Below are 15,768 nucleotides of genomic sequence, written 5' to 3' on the forward strand. Positions count from 1 at the left end.
GCTGCCAGGTTTCTCGCTATCAGAAAGATAACTCAACTTAACGCAGGTAAGAAAACTGCTGGAGTTGATGGTAAAGCCAAACTTAACTTCCAAGAAAGGTTTGAAATCGAACCAATCCTACAGAAGTACGTAAACAATTGGAAACATAACGGACTCCGTGAAATCCCAATTCCCAAAAAGGATGGAACAACCAGAAAACTCCGAATACCAACAATGTTGGACAGGTGTTGGCAGTGCCTAGCGCTGTTTGCATTAGAGCCAGCACACGAAGCAACTTTCCACGAACACTCATATGGATTTAGAGTCGGGCGCTCTGCCCAGGATGCTCAAAAACAGATTTACCAAAATTTGAGTTCAAATGTTAATGGCATCACTAAAAGAATCTACGAGTTAGATATTGAAAAGTGTTTCGATAGGATAAACCACACCGCAATAATGTCCAATCTGATTGCCCCCTATGGGTTAAAACTTGGAATTTTTCGCTGTCTCAAAGCAGGACAAAATCCAGAGTTTCCAGAACAAGGTACATGTCAAGGTGGCGTGATAAGTCCTCTGTTGGCAAATATCGCTCTCAACGGAATCGAAGAAATACACAAGTATCATAAAGACTCTCATAAGAGAATCACCGACAAAACCAATGAAAGCGATATAATCTACCCCTGTGTGAGATACGCCGATGATATGGTCTTCTTTTTAAGACCTAAAGATAACGCTTCGGAGCTATCAGATAAAATCAACGAGTTCTTAGCAGCAAGAGGTCTAAAAGTTAAGTCAAGTAAGACCAAATTAACCGCTTCGACAGACGGATTTGACTTCCTAGGCTGGAATTTTTATGTCCAGAAAAACGGAAAATTTAGATGCGTTCCCTCAGAGGAAAACTTCAAGAAATTCCGTAAGAAGGTAAAATCTGTTATTAACAACGGAAATTATGGTGCGTCGGTAAAAGCTAAAAAGCTGGCTCCGATAGTTAGAGGTTGGAGGCAATACCACAAATACTGCAAAATGGATGGTTCCAAATATTCGCTTTGGTTCATGAACCATCGAGCATTTAAGGTATTTAACAAAGATGCCAAGCAGGATAGGCACTCCGCCAAAAAGCTTGTAGAACAAGCCTTCCCTGCGGTAAAATACTCCGAAAACAGTCACGTCAAAGTCAAAGGACGTAAGTCCCCATACGATGGCGACATAAAATATTGGAGCGAACGCAACAGTAAATTATACGACGGTTTAACCTCGAAGCTGCTCAAAAAGCAAGACCATAGCTGTGGACATTGTGGCTTGAAATTTACACATGATGAACAGGTTCATCTCCACCATAAGGACGGGAACCATAACAATTGGAAGACCAAAAATCTAACAGTTGTCCACGAATCATGTCACGATTACATCCACAGTAGCAAAAAGGGAAAAGATGTAACTAACTACCCAGAAATAACCGAGGAATACTTAGCAGAAAATTCTTGGTAAAAAGGAAGGAGAAAGGGTACAACACTAGCCCTTAAGAATATCGGGAGCCGGATGAAGGGAAACTTTCACGTCCGGTTCTAAAGGGGAGGAGCGGAGTGTAATAGCTCCCTTCGACCTCACCATTAGGGAAAGTCCAATAAATACCGAAATCCGCCTACACAACCATGATTTTGAGATTACAGCAATTGCCGCCTTAGATTTGGAACGGGCAAGGATGCCCATTCCAGAAGATAAAGATGCTTATTTCACAAGAGGGAAAATTTAGTTTTTGGAATTTTCTAGGTAATTTTAGGATGGTTTTCCGAAATCGTTGCGGTTATAACTGTAGAAACATAAAACACTTTTACTATGAACCGCGCGAAGAATTTCAAACTTGGGCAAATCAAGTTGCAGAAAGATTTGGATATACAGTGCAGTTTCAACCTATTGGAGATAATTACCTGGAAGTTGGGGCGCCGACGCAAGTGCCTGTGTTTAAATATACGTAGTAAGCACTTTAGTGCTTTCTTAAATTCAAGCACTAAAGTGCTTACTACGAGTTATTCTCTTATGGAAGCAATAATATTTGTTGGGCTTCAAGGCGCCGGAAAATCAACTTTTTACCGCGAAAGGTTTTTAAATACTCATATACGTATTAATTTAGACATGCTCAAAACCAGACACCGTGAGCAAATATTTATCAAAGCTTGTTTTGAAGCTAAACAATCGTTTGTTGTTGATAATACCAACCCTACACTTAAAGATAGGAGCCGTTATATATTGCCAGCGCAAGAAAATAAATTTAGAGTTGTAGCTTATTATTTTAATTCGCCTTTAGAAGAATGTAAACAGCGAAATAATCAGCGTACAGGAAAAGAAAAAATACCGCTTGTTGGATTACTAGGTACTTATAAGAGATTAGTTTTACCAACATGGGAGGAAGGATTTGACGCAATATACTCAGTTAAAACAGCTGTGAATAATTCGTTTATAGTAAGGGAATGCTTCCGTGAAATTTGATGAACTTGATACTAGAATGCGCGTCTTTGAAACAGCGCACGACCACTGTGTATTACCAGGTATTTACATAGTAGCTCGGTTAGATGGACGCAGTTTTACTCGGTTAACGAAAGAAGTCCATAAATTTGAGGCGCCTTTCGATGAGAAATTTCGCGATATAATGCTGGCAACAGTCGAGCATTTAATGAACTGCGGTATAGATATTATCTACGGTTATACAGAAAGCGATGAAATATCTTTATTATTTGCATACGACGAAGTTAGCTTCGGTCGCAAAACACGTAAACTAAATTCAGTCTTAGCAGGAGAAGCAAGCGCGCGGTTCTCGTTACTTTTAGGTGATATAGCTTGCTTTGACTGTCGCATATCACAACTACCTAATATTACCGAAGTCGTCAACTATTTCCGCTGGCGTAACGAAGACGCACACCGTAACGCACTCAACGCTCATTGTTACTGGTGCTTACGTCGTGATGGCAAAACCGCAAGACTTGCAACCAGCATGATGGATCGATTATCTGTTGCAGACAAAAACGAACTATTGTTTCAACATGGCATTAACTTTAATAACCTTCCCAACTGGCAAAAACGAGGAGTAGGACTGTACTGGGAAGAATATCAAAAAGAAGGATTTAATCCAAAAACCGGGCAAACAGTTCCTGCAATTAGGCGCCGAATTAAGCGAGATTTAGAATTACCTATGAGAGACGAGTATAGTAATTTTATTAGAAGCTTATTAGATAATCGTAGCACAGGCATCTTGCCTGTGCAGTGAGGTCGTTTTCTTTACCATAGAGACACGTACAGACGCGATTAATCGCGTCTGTACACAGAGAGAGGAAAAATTAACCACACTCGTACACAAAGGAAGAGAGTAGGGTGCGTGAAAGCCATTACAATCTTCACGCTTATAGAAAAATTAAACTGCTTTCACGCACCTTACCACAGGCTTCATAGCTTTAGCTTGATTTTTTGTTACGATGGCGATTAAATGACTATAAGATAAATGCATTATATATGAAAGTAGTATATTTTGTATGAGCGAGATAAACAAATATGTTATTAAACACGATGTTGAACATTCCTCCGAAATCGCGAAACAGTTTTATATTCTTGCTTCTCAATGGGAAAGTGAAGTAGAAGGAATGTCTTCTACTGCTCAAATGTCTCAGCATCCCGCGTACCAAGAAATTGTCAGTATGGGAAATCAAATATTACCATTATTGCTGAAAGAATTAAAAAATAACCCTCTTTACTGGTTATCGGCATTATCTCAAATTACAGGTGAAAATCCAATTAAGCCTGAACAGCGAGGAAAAATAAAACAGATGGCTGAAGCTTGGCTGGAATGGGGTAAAAATCAAGGTTACGTAATTTAATCTAATGTATAGACGACCTGAGCTTGAGGTCAAATGGCCAAATTTGGCTAGTACTAATTATCAAGTAACTAGTCCAAAATCACAAGAATATAATTGTTTTGCATGGGCTGCAGAAGATATTGAACGTTGGTGGCAACCAATACCAGGAGAGATTCCACAAGAGGAGAATTTAATTTTTGGAGTTTTATAAGTAATTTTAGGATGGTTTTCCGAAATGAGTGGAGTTATAACTGTAGAAACATATAACACTTTTACTATGAACCGTTTTGAAAGTTCATGCTATTAACAATTACAACAACACATACACCAGCTACAGACCTGGGTTATTTATTACATAAGCACCCAGATAAGTGTCAGTCGTTCTCGCTCTCTTTTGGACAAGCGCATGTTTTTTACCCGGAAGCTAGCGATACTTGCTGTACTGCTGCGCTGCTGTTGGATATCGACCCTGTAAAATTGGTGCGTTCAAAAGGCGCCACTCTCGACCAGTATGTTAATGATAGACCTTATGTTGCTTCGTCGTTTTTTAGTGTTGCGATGTCGCAGGTTTTCGGGACTGCGCTTGGTGGTAGATGTAAAGACCGTCCTGAACTCGTGCAAACCCCAATACCTTTAACCGCAACAATAAGCGTTTTACCTTGTCGTGGGGGTGAAGAGTTTCTACGCGAATTATTTGAACCGTTGGGTTATACCGTTAGCGCACAAAATCACCAGCTTGATGAGAAATTTCCAGATTGGGGCGCCAGTAAATATTACACTGTGGAGTTACAACACACTTTAGCTTTATCTGAATTACTTAGTCATCTTTATGTGCTTATTCCAGTACTTGATGACGAGAAACATTACTGGGTAGGAGAAGACGAAGTTGAAAAACTTCTGCGTCATGGAGAAGGTTGGTTAAGTTCGCACCCTGCAAAAGAGCAAATAACTCGTCGCTACCTGAAACGTCAAGGTCGTTTAACTCGTGCTGCTTTAGCGCAACTCATAGAATTAGAAGACCCTGACCCAGATAGTAGTCAGGAAGAATACGCACAAGAAGAAGCAGCAGTAGAGAAACCGCTTTCCCTCAATAAACAACGAATGTTAACTGTTGTTGATACCCTCAAACAAAACAACCTTAAAACTGTAATAGACTTAGGTTGCGGAGAGGGGACTTTGCTTAGATATTTAATCAAAGATACGTTTTTCGATAAAATCACAGGTGCTGATGTATCGTATCGCGCGTTAGGAATTGCCAAAGAACGCATTGAAAAACTACGGTTAGCACGCAACCAATGGGACAAAATACAACTTTTCCAAAGCGCATTAACATATCAAGATAAACGTTTCAAGGGTTATGATGCAGTCACACTAATCGAAGTTATCGAGCATCTAGACTTACCGCGTTTAAGTTCTTTATCACGGGTAGTCTTCGAGTTTACCCATCCCAAAACAGTAATTGTAACCACACCAAACATCGAATATAACGTCAAATTTGAAACATTACCTGCTGGAAAACTCCGACATAAAGACCACCGTTTTGAGTGGACAAGAGAAGAATTTCAAACTTGGGCAAACCAAGTAGGAGAAAGATTTGGCTATACAGTTGAGTTTCAACCCATTGGAGATAATGACCCAGAAGTTGGGGCGCCTACACAAATGGCAATCTTCAAAATTTAATCCTCTCTTTCTTTGCGGTTAAAAAATCCCCCCTAGCCCCCCTTAATAAGGGGGGAATTAAGTTAATAATATGAAAATAACAATTCCTGAACTTTCACTAGTAATACTCATCGGCGCCTCTGGTTCCGGCAAATCAACATTCGCGCGCAAACACTTCCAACAATACGAAATCCTCTCCTCAGACTTTTGTCGAGGACTAGTATCAGACGACGAAAACGACCAAAAAGCATCACACGACGCATTTGACGTACTACATTACATCGCCACCAAACGATTAGCAACTGGAAAACTAACAGTCATAGATGCCACCAACGTCCAACCCGAAGACCGCAAAGAATATATAAAAATGGCACGGGAATATCACGTATTACCCGTAGCTATAGTCCTCAACCTTCCCGAACAACTTTGTCACGAACGTAACCAACAGCGTCCAGACAGGCAATTTGGCGCCCATGTAGTCAAACGACATACACAAGCACTGCGTCGAAGCTTGCGCGGACTAGAAAAAGAAGGATTTCGATACGTTCATGTTTTAAATTCCCTAGAAGACATTAACAACCTAGAAATAGAACGTCAACCATTGTGGAACAACCGTAAACACGAACGCGGTCCATTTGATATTATTGGCGACATCCACGGTTGCTGCGACGAACTAGAATTACTGCTAGAAAAACTTGGTTATCAAAAAGGAGAACACTACTATCACCCAGAAGGACGCAAAGCAGTATTTCTTGGAGACCTAGTAGATAGAGGCGCCCGTATATTAGATACAGTAAACCTGGTTCGCAAGATGGTTAACTCAGGTACAGCTTTATGCGTTCCAGGCAACCACGAACATAAACTACTGCGAAAACTTCGTGGTAAAAACGTTCGAGTTAATCATGGGTTAGAGCAAACACTAGCAGAAATAGACGCACTACCTGAAGATACCCGCGAAGATTTTATTAAAGACCTACGCGAATTTATCGACTCATTAGTAAGTCACTATGTTTTAGATGGTGGACAACTAGTAGTCGCACATGCAGGAATGAAGCGCGAAATGCAAGGACGAGGAAGTGGCGCCGTGCGTGAGTTTGCATTGTATGGTGACACTACAGGGGAAATAGATGAATTTGGTTTACCTGTACGTTTTAACTGGGCAGGTGAGTATCGAGGTGATGCAATGGTTGTTTATGGACATACACCAGTACCAGAAGCCGAATGGTTGAATAATACAATAGATATAGATACAGGTTGTGTATTCGGTGGGAAGTTAACAGCTTTGCGCTATCCCGAAAGGGAATTAGTTAGTGTACCTGCTGCTAGGGTTTATTGCGAACCTATCAAACCCCTCACTCAGCACTCAGCACTCAGCACTCAGCACTCAGCACAGCAGGAACATGATGATGTGTTAAATGTTGATGATGTGTTGGGTAAACGCATTATTAATGTGCGCTTGCAAAATAATATAACGATTCGGGAAGAAAACGCGATTGCGGCACTCGAAGTTATGAGTCGGTTTGCTGCTAACCCCAAGTGGCTAATTTACTTACCTCCTACAATGTCACCTGTAGAGACTTCAAAGTTACCTGGATATTTAGAACATCCTCAAGAAGCTTTTGCATATTACCAAAGTCAAGGTATTAACGAGGTAGTCTGTGAAGAAAAACATATGGGTTCGCGCGCGGTTGTCATAGTTTGCCGTGACGAAGATGCAGTAAGAAAGCGGTTTGGTATTGTCGGAGAAGGTATTGGTATTTGTTACACTCGTACAGGCAGAAAGTTTTTTGATAATCAAGCTTTAGAAACTGAGTTTATTGCCAAAATCAATCAAGCTTTATCTACAAGTAATTTTTGGGAAACATTTAATACCGACTGGGTATGTCTCGACTGTGAGCTTATGCCTTGGTCAGCAAAAGCTCAAGCGTTATTACAAAATCAGTATGCTCCCGTTGGTGTATCATCGCGCACCGGACTTGCTGATGCAGTTGCGATGTTAGAAAAAGCTAGCGTGCGAGGAGTTGATGTTGGTGCCCAATTAACTGCATTTACACAGCGCGCACAAATGGCTAATTTATATACTGATGCTTACCGTCGCTATTGCTGGGATGTCAACGATATTTCTGATATCAAACTGGCGCCGTTTCATATACTAGCAACAGAAGGCGCCGTACATACCGACAAAACCCATCGTTGGCATATGGAAGAAATTGCCAAAATTGCCTCATATAACCCCATATTATTAGCTACCAATTATAAAGTCATTGATTTAACTAACCCTAGTAGCCAAGCTGAAGGTATTCATTGGTGGGAGCAAATGACTATTGCTGGTGGTGAGGGTATGGTAGTTAAGCCAATGGATTATATAGTTAAAGGTAATCGTGGTATTATTCAACCAGCCGTTAAATGTCGTGGACAGGAATATTTACGGATTATTTATGGCGCCGAATATACTAGTCCAGAAAACTTAAATCGCTTGCGTCAAAGAGGATTATCTCATAAACGTTCGTTAGCAATGCGCGAATTCGCACTCGGTGTAGAATCTTTGGAAAGGTTTGTCTCACATCAACCATTACGAAGAATACATGAATGTGTATTTGGAATTTTAGCTTTAGAGAGTGAACCTGTAGACCCAAGGTTGTAAACCCGTAGCACAGGCATCTTGCCTGTGCAATGATATATTTTTATTTACCACAGAGACACAGAGTACACAGAGGAGAGATTTTAAATATTGGTGCCTGCCCTCAGAATTTATGTAGAGACGCGATTTAATCACGTCTCTACAAGGTTTTGGAAATTATATATGTACCTTATGTACCTAATATTTGCTGTAAATGTAAAAATTTAATTAAAATAATCATCATATTCTTTACCTGTTAAATCTTCCAAATATCCGTAATCTAGAGAACGTTCATCGTAATCTTCTAAAGACATATGATTTGAAAAAAAATCATCATCACCATCGTCATCATCCGCATACGATAATTCTTCAAATTCAGTTTCATGTTCTTGATAACTATCAGCAAGCATTGCAAGGGAGACATTTTTTGAAAAAAGAATTTCTCCCATTTGATTGACCTTTTTTGATTTAACTATTTGTGGATTAATACTACATGCTTGGTTATAGTCTTTGATAGATCCCTGTTTATCTCCTAACTCATAACGAGCAATACTTCGGTTAAAATAACTTGTAAAGTCTTTAGGGTTAATACTTATTGCTTGAGTATAATCTTCGACTGCACCGTTTTTATCTGTAAGTTTATAACGAGCAGTACCACGTTTACTAAATGCAACATCTAGACTAGGGTTAATATTTATAGCACTTGTATAATCCGCGATTGCACCATTATTGTCTCTCATTTTGTAACGAATATTACCACGATGCAAGTAATATTTATCATTATTATTATTAGTTGCAATTGCAGCATTATAATAAGTTATTGCTCTGTTTAAATTTCCACTTTCTTCAGAATTTAATCCCAAATAAAAATATGCTTCATCACATTTTGGATTCATTCTTACAGTTATTGTATAATCTTTAATTGCTCCCTCTTTATCTTTTATTATTGAACGGCAATTTCCTCTAATTAAATATGGTAAGTAGTAACCTCTGTTCATATTTATTGATTCATTAAAATTATCTATTGCTTCTTTAATTTTTCCAATACAATAAAAGATATAACCTCGGTTATAATAAATTTCTGCTGCTGTATTCTTTATAATGTTGACAGCTATATTAAAATCATTTGCTGCTCCCTGCTTGTCATTTAAATACAAGCGACTAATACCTCTACTATTGTATCCCCTAAATTCACTCGGTTTAATTTTTATAACTTTATCAAAATCAGCGATAGCTTCTTGATATTTCCCGAGATTATTAAAAGCTATTCCTCTACTGAAATATGCTTCCACAAAATATGGATTTAATTTTAATACTTGAGTGTAATAAGCTATTGCATTGACATAATGAGAATTTTGATGATAAGAATTAGCTAGATTAAAGTATTCATTAGCTAAACTTATGAATTGAGATTCAGTATAATCATTATTTTTTTTTTATAGCAAGATTGTTTTCTATTTCCCCATTTTTACACTCATTTGTTAACTTTACACAATTATTTTTTAATAGTTTCATATAGTATTCTAGAAAGCTCTGTAAACCACTACAATAAAGTAACTCATTTATCTGTACTGAAGTTTTATTTTGATTTTTAAGAATCATTGTTGGTATAAAACCAGCAAATACTAAACTGTAATTGGTTTGTGCCTCATTGACTTCTTCCTGAATTAAAACACATACCAATACAGCATTTTTTTCTATTTCTTGTTTACTAATCGACCATTGAACAGTATCAATATCTCCATAACGTGCCTTAACTTGAATACCGACAGAAGGCTCAGAAGTCAAATAAAAATCAATTTTACCGTCACCACCAACTTTTTTTTCGTAGTCTACTTCAGTCACGAAATTACCTAAGCGAGCTTTAATAACTTCCTCGCCTAGTTTACCCTTCATATTGTTTATAAAATATTTTCTTGGGTCATCTGGTTTATATTTTCTAACCATCTCCCAGCAAAAGTTCCTTAATTGATTTAACTTATCTCCTGATATTATAGTTAACTCGCTATGCCTTCCTTCTAGCTCGGAATGCAGTAAGCGCCCTGACTTCAATCTTTCAATAAAATCAATTTGCTGTGATTTTAGGAGAACTGTCCAGTCCATATGTTTAAGATTTATAATTTTATAAGGAATATAAGCTTAGTCTTCCCAAAAAATAGACGAAAATCACAAAGTCTTATTCCTCCCCTACTTCAAGCACACCTAGAGCGCCAGTCCAGTAATATATATTGACGAAAGTGTTGATTTGTGCGTTAGGGCAAAACGCTTGTTTTTGTATTAAATAATTTACCCTGATTTAGCCTTCACATCTAAAAATCGGCGCCTTAATGTTCGATTATAACCATGTGCATAATCTGATTATTATGTCAACTACTTCTACCGGACTGGCGCTCTAGAAGCCTGAAATTCTTGTCTAGCAGGCTTTTTCTAGACATCGGTTAAGGATTGGGTGTTATGAATTACACTTAAGACTTGCTCTAGTTGCGCGCACAAAATTTGTTTGATTTAAGTAAATCAATACCTAAAATCGGTTTTAAGTGAAACTGGAATGTAATAAAAAGTTCAATTCTCGCACCATTGGTGCGAGTTTTTGGCTGTTTGTACTTATAAAGAAATAGTACAGCAGTCAAGGAAAATATGAAACACAACAATGACTTTGCCAGTTGTGCGGTCGTGTTCGCTAACCCATTCATTGTTTAGAAAGGATATTACTTCCACCTTTATTAAGGTTTTTTTTATATATAAGCTATTACTAGAATCTGTATCAAACTTCCTTTGCAACTCATTTAACCAATAGTCACAGTTATCACTCTGTACGTACCCAATCATAGCAGCTTCAGGATATTGCGAAGCGTATTTTCCGTATACGTACCGTTGTAATCCTTCCTCTCCTGTGTAATCACCTATAGTCACTTTACCCTTACTAAGTCGTTTTGCTTCAAATATGTACTTGGGACGTGGTTTGACTATACTGCATTCAATAACTAGGTCGAGTCTTCGTCTTGATTTTCCAGTACGTCCTTCTCCGGGTATTGGTTTGTCTTCACCTAAAAAATATCTGTCAAATCGAGATGGAGTATTTGGGTCATCGAGTCTGTTCTCTATTTTTTCTGCGATAAAACCTGTAATATCTGTTTCTTCATTATCCGCTTCAATTTTATGTCGAGCATCCTCATATCCCCAAGCGAGTAATTGATGTGCGTCTCTACGGAAAAAATTATTATACAAATCTACCCAGTCATCACTTATATTATCTTGCGTCATTAATTAGTTATCCCACACCCTCAAGCAATACTTCATTGTTTTTACTCTTAGTTGTTAGCAATTGCGCTATTATGTCGTCAGAATCATTTAAAGCTTGCGTTTGTGTCCAATCAATTAGACGTGAAGCTTTACATATATGAATTTTGGCGCCATCTAAAATATAAATTCCACATTGAGTATACAGCCATTGGTTAAACTTATATCTAGATTCTTGCTGAATATTTTTTAAAAGAGAATAATAATTGTTATGACCTGTAACAGTTGTAACCGTAATATCTATAGGGTTACTTGATTTGGTTATTTCTACCGTGCAAATTGTAAAGCTATCGGAATTTACTATTGATATTTTATGACGTATGCCACTACCTTGAACAAATTCATCAAGTTCTCTTGCTAGACACTCTCCATATTCTACTAAATTATGTTCTGTTGGTGGTTGAGTTGCTGTGATAACTTTAGTTTTGTTAAGTTTACACCTAACATTGATAAAGTCTTTGGCAATAATACTGATGTTCCGAGGAATGTTTAAAATTTTTTCAATTTCTTTATCGAGTATTTCTTGAGCTTCTGTACTAATTTCTAATGCTTCTGGTATTTCCTGTAGTCTAGATATTTCGACTACTTGGTTTACAGATAAAGCCGGAACGGAGATGTTCTGAATCTCTCCGATAAAAATACTATTATTAACTACATTCCATTGCCTACTTTGAAAAAAGTGATAATATTCACTAATATAAGAGTTAAAACAAATAGAAATAGCGTGTACATAGCTTGTGTCTTCTTCAGAACGAGAAATAGTAAATAGAGGCTCTGGTATAGTAAAGCACTTGTGTGCAGTGATTCTAAATACTCCTTCTCGGTTAAGGCGCCAGTTTTTTTGTTCAGCTAAAGCACCTAAATTAGTATTGAATACTCGGTTTAAACGTTTTATAGTACGCTTATCTCTGTAACTACCCCATAAAGCTAACTTCCATACAATAGCTTCTCCTGTTTCTGCTTCATCAGGTGAAACTAGTTGTATCTCATTGGCATTAATAGTTATCATCCAAGCTAAATTATGAATTTGATTAATAACCGAAGGAGCAAAGTGAATAATTTCAGGCTTTTCTCTTTCTGCCTTTGCCTTGGTATATACTATAGTTGAAACAGGCGCCAAGCTCTCATGAAAAAGAATATCAGCTAAATTGGTAAAATTGGTAATTCTCGCAACTTCATTTTTATGAAAAAACTGTCTGCGGTATTCTTTAAACTCATGATTCAACAAGCTTTCTGTATGTATAATCAAACCTGCGTAACCATCTGGTTGCAACAATTCTGTAATCGAATTAAGCAAGTTTTCATTGCTTGTGCTTGATTTTAAGTTTATTATATAAAAATTTCCAACTATCCAGTTAAATTTCTGCTTAGTTTGAGATAAATTCGATTCAAATATTTGATGATTGTGCAAAAGCGGAAATTTAAAGTCTTGATGATTATGTAATTCTTTAGGCTCAATATAATCGAGCATTGTTAAAAGCAAGCTAAATTCAGCTACGTAAAAAGCATCGCAATTTTGCTCGAAGCCATATATACTCTCAATAAGTATATCATTGAGGCGCCCAAAGCTTACTTTACCATTGGAACTATGTACTAGTTCCATTTCAATTAATCTACGATAAGCCAAAACTAAAAATGTCCCACAACTACAGCATGGGTCAAGGATTTTCATTCCTGTGAATAAAGGTCTGCTTTGGTTTATCTCATATAATAAATAGTCAGCTAACACTTCAGGAGTGTAAACTGTTTTTTCCTGAAGTACATTTGGTTGTAGATTAAGCAACTGCTCATAAATTGATGATAATATCTCAGCAGGGATATAAGAAAAGTCGTAAGCAGTAAAATCTAAATGTAATTGATTTACTACTCGCTCATCTTTGTTAAAAACACTAGCTACCAATGATACTATTTCATCAGTAATTGCATCACAACCTTGTAATGGAAAGGGAAATATATCACGACTAAAGCGTTTTTCCAATACTTTAATAAATTTATCTAAACCTGATACAGTCGCGTTACTACTGAGTACGCTTTGTAAGTTTATATCATTTTCTGTTAACCAATTGCTAGATAAAATTTCTCGGTCGCGAAGGCAACAGATATAAAGGTATTTTCCTATTAAAGAGTGAGCAACAGAAAAGTGTAAACCCTGATTAAGCAAATACTCTGCTAACTTTTTAAGATTGTTGAGTAAATGTATGTTGACACGTTTCTCAGGAACAAGATGCTTTGCTTGGCTTTTCCAAGTAGTACCTGAGTCTATTGGCAAAGCAAAAATATAACCCAGTTTGCTTCTAATATCTGTAAGATTCAGGTCTACTAAATCTATTAAACCATCATTTTCATTATGTTGAGAGTAAGCAAAACCTGTATATACTCTAATGTGGTTTGGAAGAAGTATTAATAAAAAAGGTACAGTACCAAGGTTCCAAACCTTATAGTGTATTGCTCTTGCAGCTTCTACTGTTTGTGCTGATGCTACATATACGACAGGTCGAACTGGCAAAATATTATTGCTAGAAGGGCTAGTATGAATTACGTAAGTTCCTTGTACACCTGCTTTTTTCGCAGCACGATATATATGCTCTGTTAATGGGTTACGGTGAGCGTTAGTACTATAATAATTTGACGATTGAGTATAATGAAGTACATCCAAAAGCTGCTCTAACTGCACGCACAACACCTCCGTTGTTCAAGTAAATAAAGATTGATGTTTGGCGCCAAACTATTGTCTTGAATTAAGAACTATTGTACTGTGTTGAGCTTATTTTAGCTACCAGTTTCTACAAAAACTATGATTTAGATGCGGGATACCATCCTGCGGGAATGACTTCAAAGTTCCAGATATCTTTAAAAACGTACATGCGTTTTACTATATCAGAGGAAGAAAGTTTATCTTGACTACCTTCCTTCCAGTCGTTTCTGTCAATTATTCCCATGACTAAATATTTGTTGCCAATTATATCTGGATTCGATTGAATCATCGCCATTGCCATAAGTGATTCTAATTCTTGCTGTTTGGCAATAATTAGGTCGCAATATGGACAATATTTACATTGTTTGTTTAGTATAAACATTTGCTGTGGTTCGATGTGAATTACCAAGGGAAATTTACGCACTTTCGTTTTGGTATCGCATTTGGGGCATTTGGTAAATGCACAATCTGAGTAAGGGTTTAGAAAAAATTTATGGCGTTTTTGATTATTTCTGCCTTTGGATTGATTTAATGTCTTAGTCATTTTGGTTAAGTGATGAACCCATGTTTTATATTCCAGACTTCTTAAATAAGTTGGGAATCTTATGAATATTGTTCAATTTTAATGTAACCTTGAAGTAATATTCTTGATAATTTATAAATAATTACAAACAGCTATGGCTAATCTTGAAGGTAAAGTGGTATTAGTTACTGGCGCCACACGGGGTATAGGTAAAGGTATTGCCGTTGGTCTTGGTGAAGCAGGCGCCACTGTTTATATTACAGGACGTAGCCTTGAATCAACCAGTGGTAGTTCGGGTAGTTTAAATGATACAAAAGTTGCAGTAGAAGAAGCTGGTGGTATATGTATTCCTGTCCAGGTAGACCATAGCGATGATCAACAAGTACGTTTATTGTTTGAGCGTATTCAAGATGAACAGTATGGCCAGCTTGACTTACTTGTAAATAATGCGTACTCAGGTGTTAAAGCATTAACAGATGCTAACGGCAAACCTTTCTGGGAAAACGAAACTAGTCTTTGGGATGCTAGTAATAATGTTGGTCTTCGTAGTCATTATGTAGCAAGTGTTTTTGCTGCTCAAATGATGACCAAGCGTAAACATGGACTAATTAGTACTATCTCCTCTTGGGGTGGGCTATCATATATTTTTGGTGTTGCTTACGGCGCCGGGAAAGCTGCATGTGATAGATTAGCGGCAGATATGGCTGTTGAATTAAAGCCTCATAACGTTGCTTCTGTATCTATATGGCCTGGTATTGTTGGAACTGAGCATTTTTCTAGTTTAGCCGATAAATTTAATGAACAAGATAGTAATGACCCGATGAAATCAATATTTAGTGAGCGCTATAACTGGGAAACTCCTTTATTAACAGGACGAGTTATTGCTTACTTGACTGGTGAGTCATCAGCAAATATTATGCGTCGTACAGGAAAAGTGCAAATTGTCGCTGAACTTGCTTCGTCACATGGAATTTTAGATAAAGATGGAAACCGTCCTGTCTCACTGCGTTCTTTGCGGTTTGCATTACCATCTGCATTGCCTGCTTTGAGAAAATACTCTTCTTTCATACCCGATATTAAAGTACCTTGGCCGCTTTTGTTAATCGGCGCCCTCAGTTCTCCGAAAATTTGATACTTTGATGGTTAT

The 15,768-nt window shown here is 37.4% G+C and carries 14 protein-coding genes; 9 read left to right on the top strand and 5 right to left on the bottom strand.

From position 1 onward, the window contains the following. The 8 genes from AC2JBO_RS12425 to AC2JBO_RS12460 all read left to right on the top strand — a co-directional run. Positions 1-1,467: group II intron reverse transcriptase (locus AC2JBO_RS12425; RefSeq protein ID WP_496953964.1), on the top strand; the 1,467-nt coding region annotated here is incomplete at its 5' end. 236 nt (positions 1,468-1,703) lie between these two features. Then, a complete protein-coding gene (locus AC2JBO_RS12430) occupies positions 1,704-1,955 on the top strand; it encodes a hypothetical protein (protein WP_496953965.1) in 252 nt (83 codons plus the stop codon). Between the two features lie 61 nt (positions 1,956-2,016). Further along, entirely contained in the window at positions 2,017-2,466 is a 450-nt protein-coding gene (locus tag AC2JBO_RS12435; protein WP_496953966.1) for an AAA family ATPase, read from the top strand. Then, the gene (locus AC2JBO_RS12440; RefSeq protein ID WP_496953967.1) at positions 2,456-3,241 is read left to right on the top strand and encodes a tRNA(His) guanylyltransferase Thg1 family protein; all 786 of its coding nucleotides are present in this window, start codon (positions 2,456-2,458) and stop codon (positions 3,239-3,241) included. The genes AC2JBO_RS12435 and AC2JBO_RS12440 overlap by 11 nt, the downstream gene beginning before the upstream one ends. A 262-nt stretch (positions 3,242-3,503) precedes the next feature. Continuing rightward, the gene (locus tag AC2JBO_RS12445; protein ID WP_496953968.1) at positions 3,504-3,845 is read left to right on the top strand and encodes a hypothetical protein; all 342 of its coding nucleotides are present in this window, start codon (positions 3,504-3,506) and stop codon (positions 3,843-3,845) included. Between the two features lie 4 nt (positions 3,846-3,849). Then, positions 3,850-4,035: a DUF7689 domain-containing protein gene (locus tag AC2JBO_RS12450; RefSeq protein ID WP_496953969.1), complete on the top strand. Its 186-nt coding sequence runs from the start codon at positions 3,850-3,852 to the stop codon at positions 4,033-4,035. 86 nt (positions 4,036-4,121) lie between these two features. Next, positions 4,122-5,504 carry a 3' terminal RNA ribose 2'-O-methyltransferase Hen1 gene (locus AC2JBO_RS12455; protein WP_496953970.1) on the top strand — a complete coding sequence of 461 codons (1,383 nt, stop codon included), beginning with the start codon at positions 4,122-4,124 and terminating at the stop codon, positions 5,502-5,504. A 70-nt stretch (positions 5,505-5,574) separates the two neighbouring features. Continuing rightward, positions 5,575-8,127, top strand: a complete 2,553-nt coding sequence (locus AC2JBO_RS12460) for a polynucleotide kinase-phosphatase (protein WP_496953971.1) — start codon at positions 5,575-5,577, stop codon at positions 8,125-8,127. A 200-nt stretch (positions 8,128-8,327) separates the two neighbouring features. Here the strand turns inward: AC2JBO_RS12460 and AC2JBO_RS12465 are convergent, their stop codons facing one another. The 5 genes from AC2JBO_RS12465 to AC2JBO_RS12485 form a co-directional block, all read right to left on the bottom strand. Next, complete coding sequence (locus AC2JBO_RS12465; protein WP_496953999.1) at positions 8,328-9,506, bottom strand: tetratricopeptide repeat protein; 1,179 nt, start codon at positions 9,504-9,506, stop codon at positions 8,328-8,330. Positions 9,507-9,528: 22 nt separating this feature from the next. After that, the gene (locus AC2JBO_RS12470) at positions 9,529-10,206 is read right to left on the bottom strand and encodes a hypothetical protein (RefSeq protein WP_496953972.1); all 678 of its coding nucleotides are present in this window, start codon (positions 10,204-10,206) and stop codon (positions 9,529-9,531) included. A 501-nt stretch (positions 10,207-10,707) separates the two neighbouring features. Further along, positions 10,708-11,367, bottom strand: coding sequence for a hypothetical protein (locus AC2JBO_RS12475; RefSeq protein WP_496953973.1), 660 nt, complete (start codon positions 11,365-11,367; stop codon positions 10,708-10,710). 7 nt (positions 11,368-11,374) lie between these two features. After that, positions 11,375-14,077 (bottom strand): N-6 DNA methylase, encoded by a 2,703-nt coding sequence (locus AC2JBO_RS12480; RefSeq protein ID WP_496953974.1) that lies wholly within the window; start codon positions 14,075-14,077, stop codon positions 11,375-11,377. 118 nt (positions 14,078-14,195) lie between these two features. Next, a complete protein-coding gene (locus AC2JBO_RS12485) occupies positions 14,196-14,642 on the bottom strand; it encodes a hypothetical protein (protein ID WP_496953975.1) in 447 nt (148 codons plus the stop codon). A 133-nt stretch (positions 14,643-14,775) separates the two neighbouring features. Between AC2JBO_RS12485 and AC2JBO_RS12490 the strand changes: the two genes are divergently transcribed. Further along, positions 14,776-15,753, top strand: a complete 978-nt coding sequence (locus AC2JBO_RS12490) for an SDR family NAD(P)-dependent oxidoreductase (RefSeq protein ID WP_496953976.1) — start codon at positions 14,776-14,778, stop codon at positions 15,751-15,753. The last annotated feature ends 15 nt before the right edge of the window (positions 15,754-15,768 follow it).

The sequence above is a fragment of the Calothrix sp. CBUCES-K 9914 genome (genome assembly GCF_059640475.1).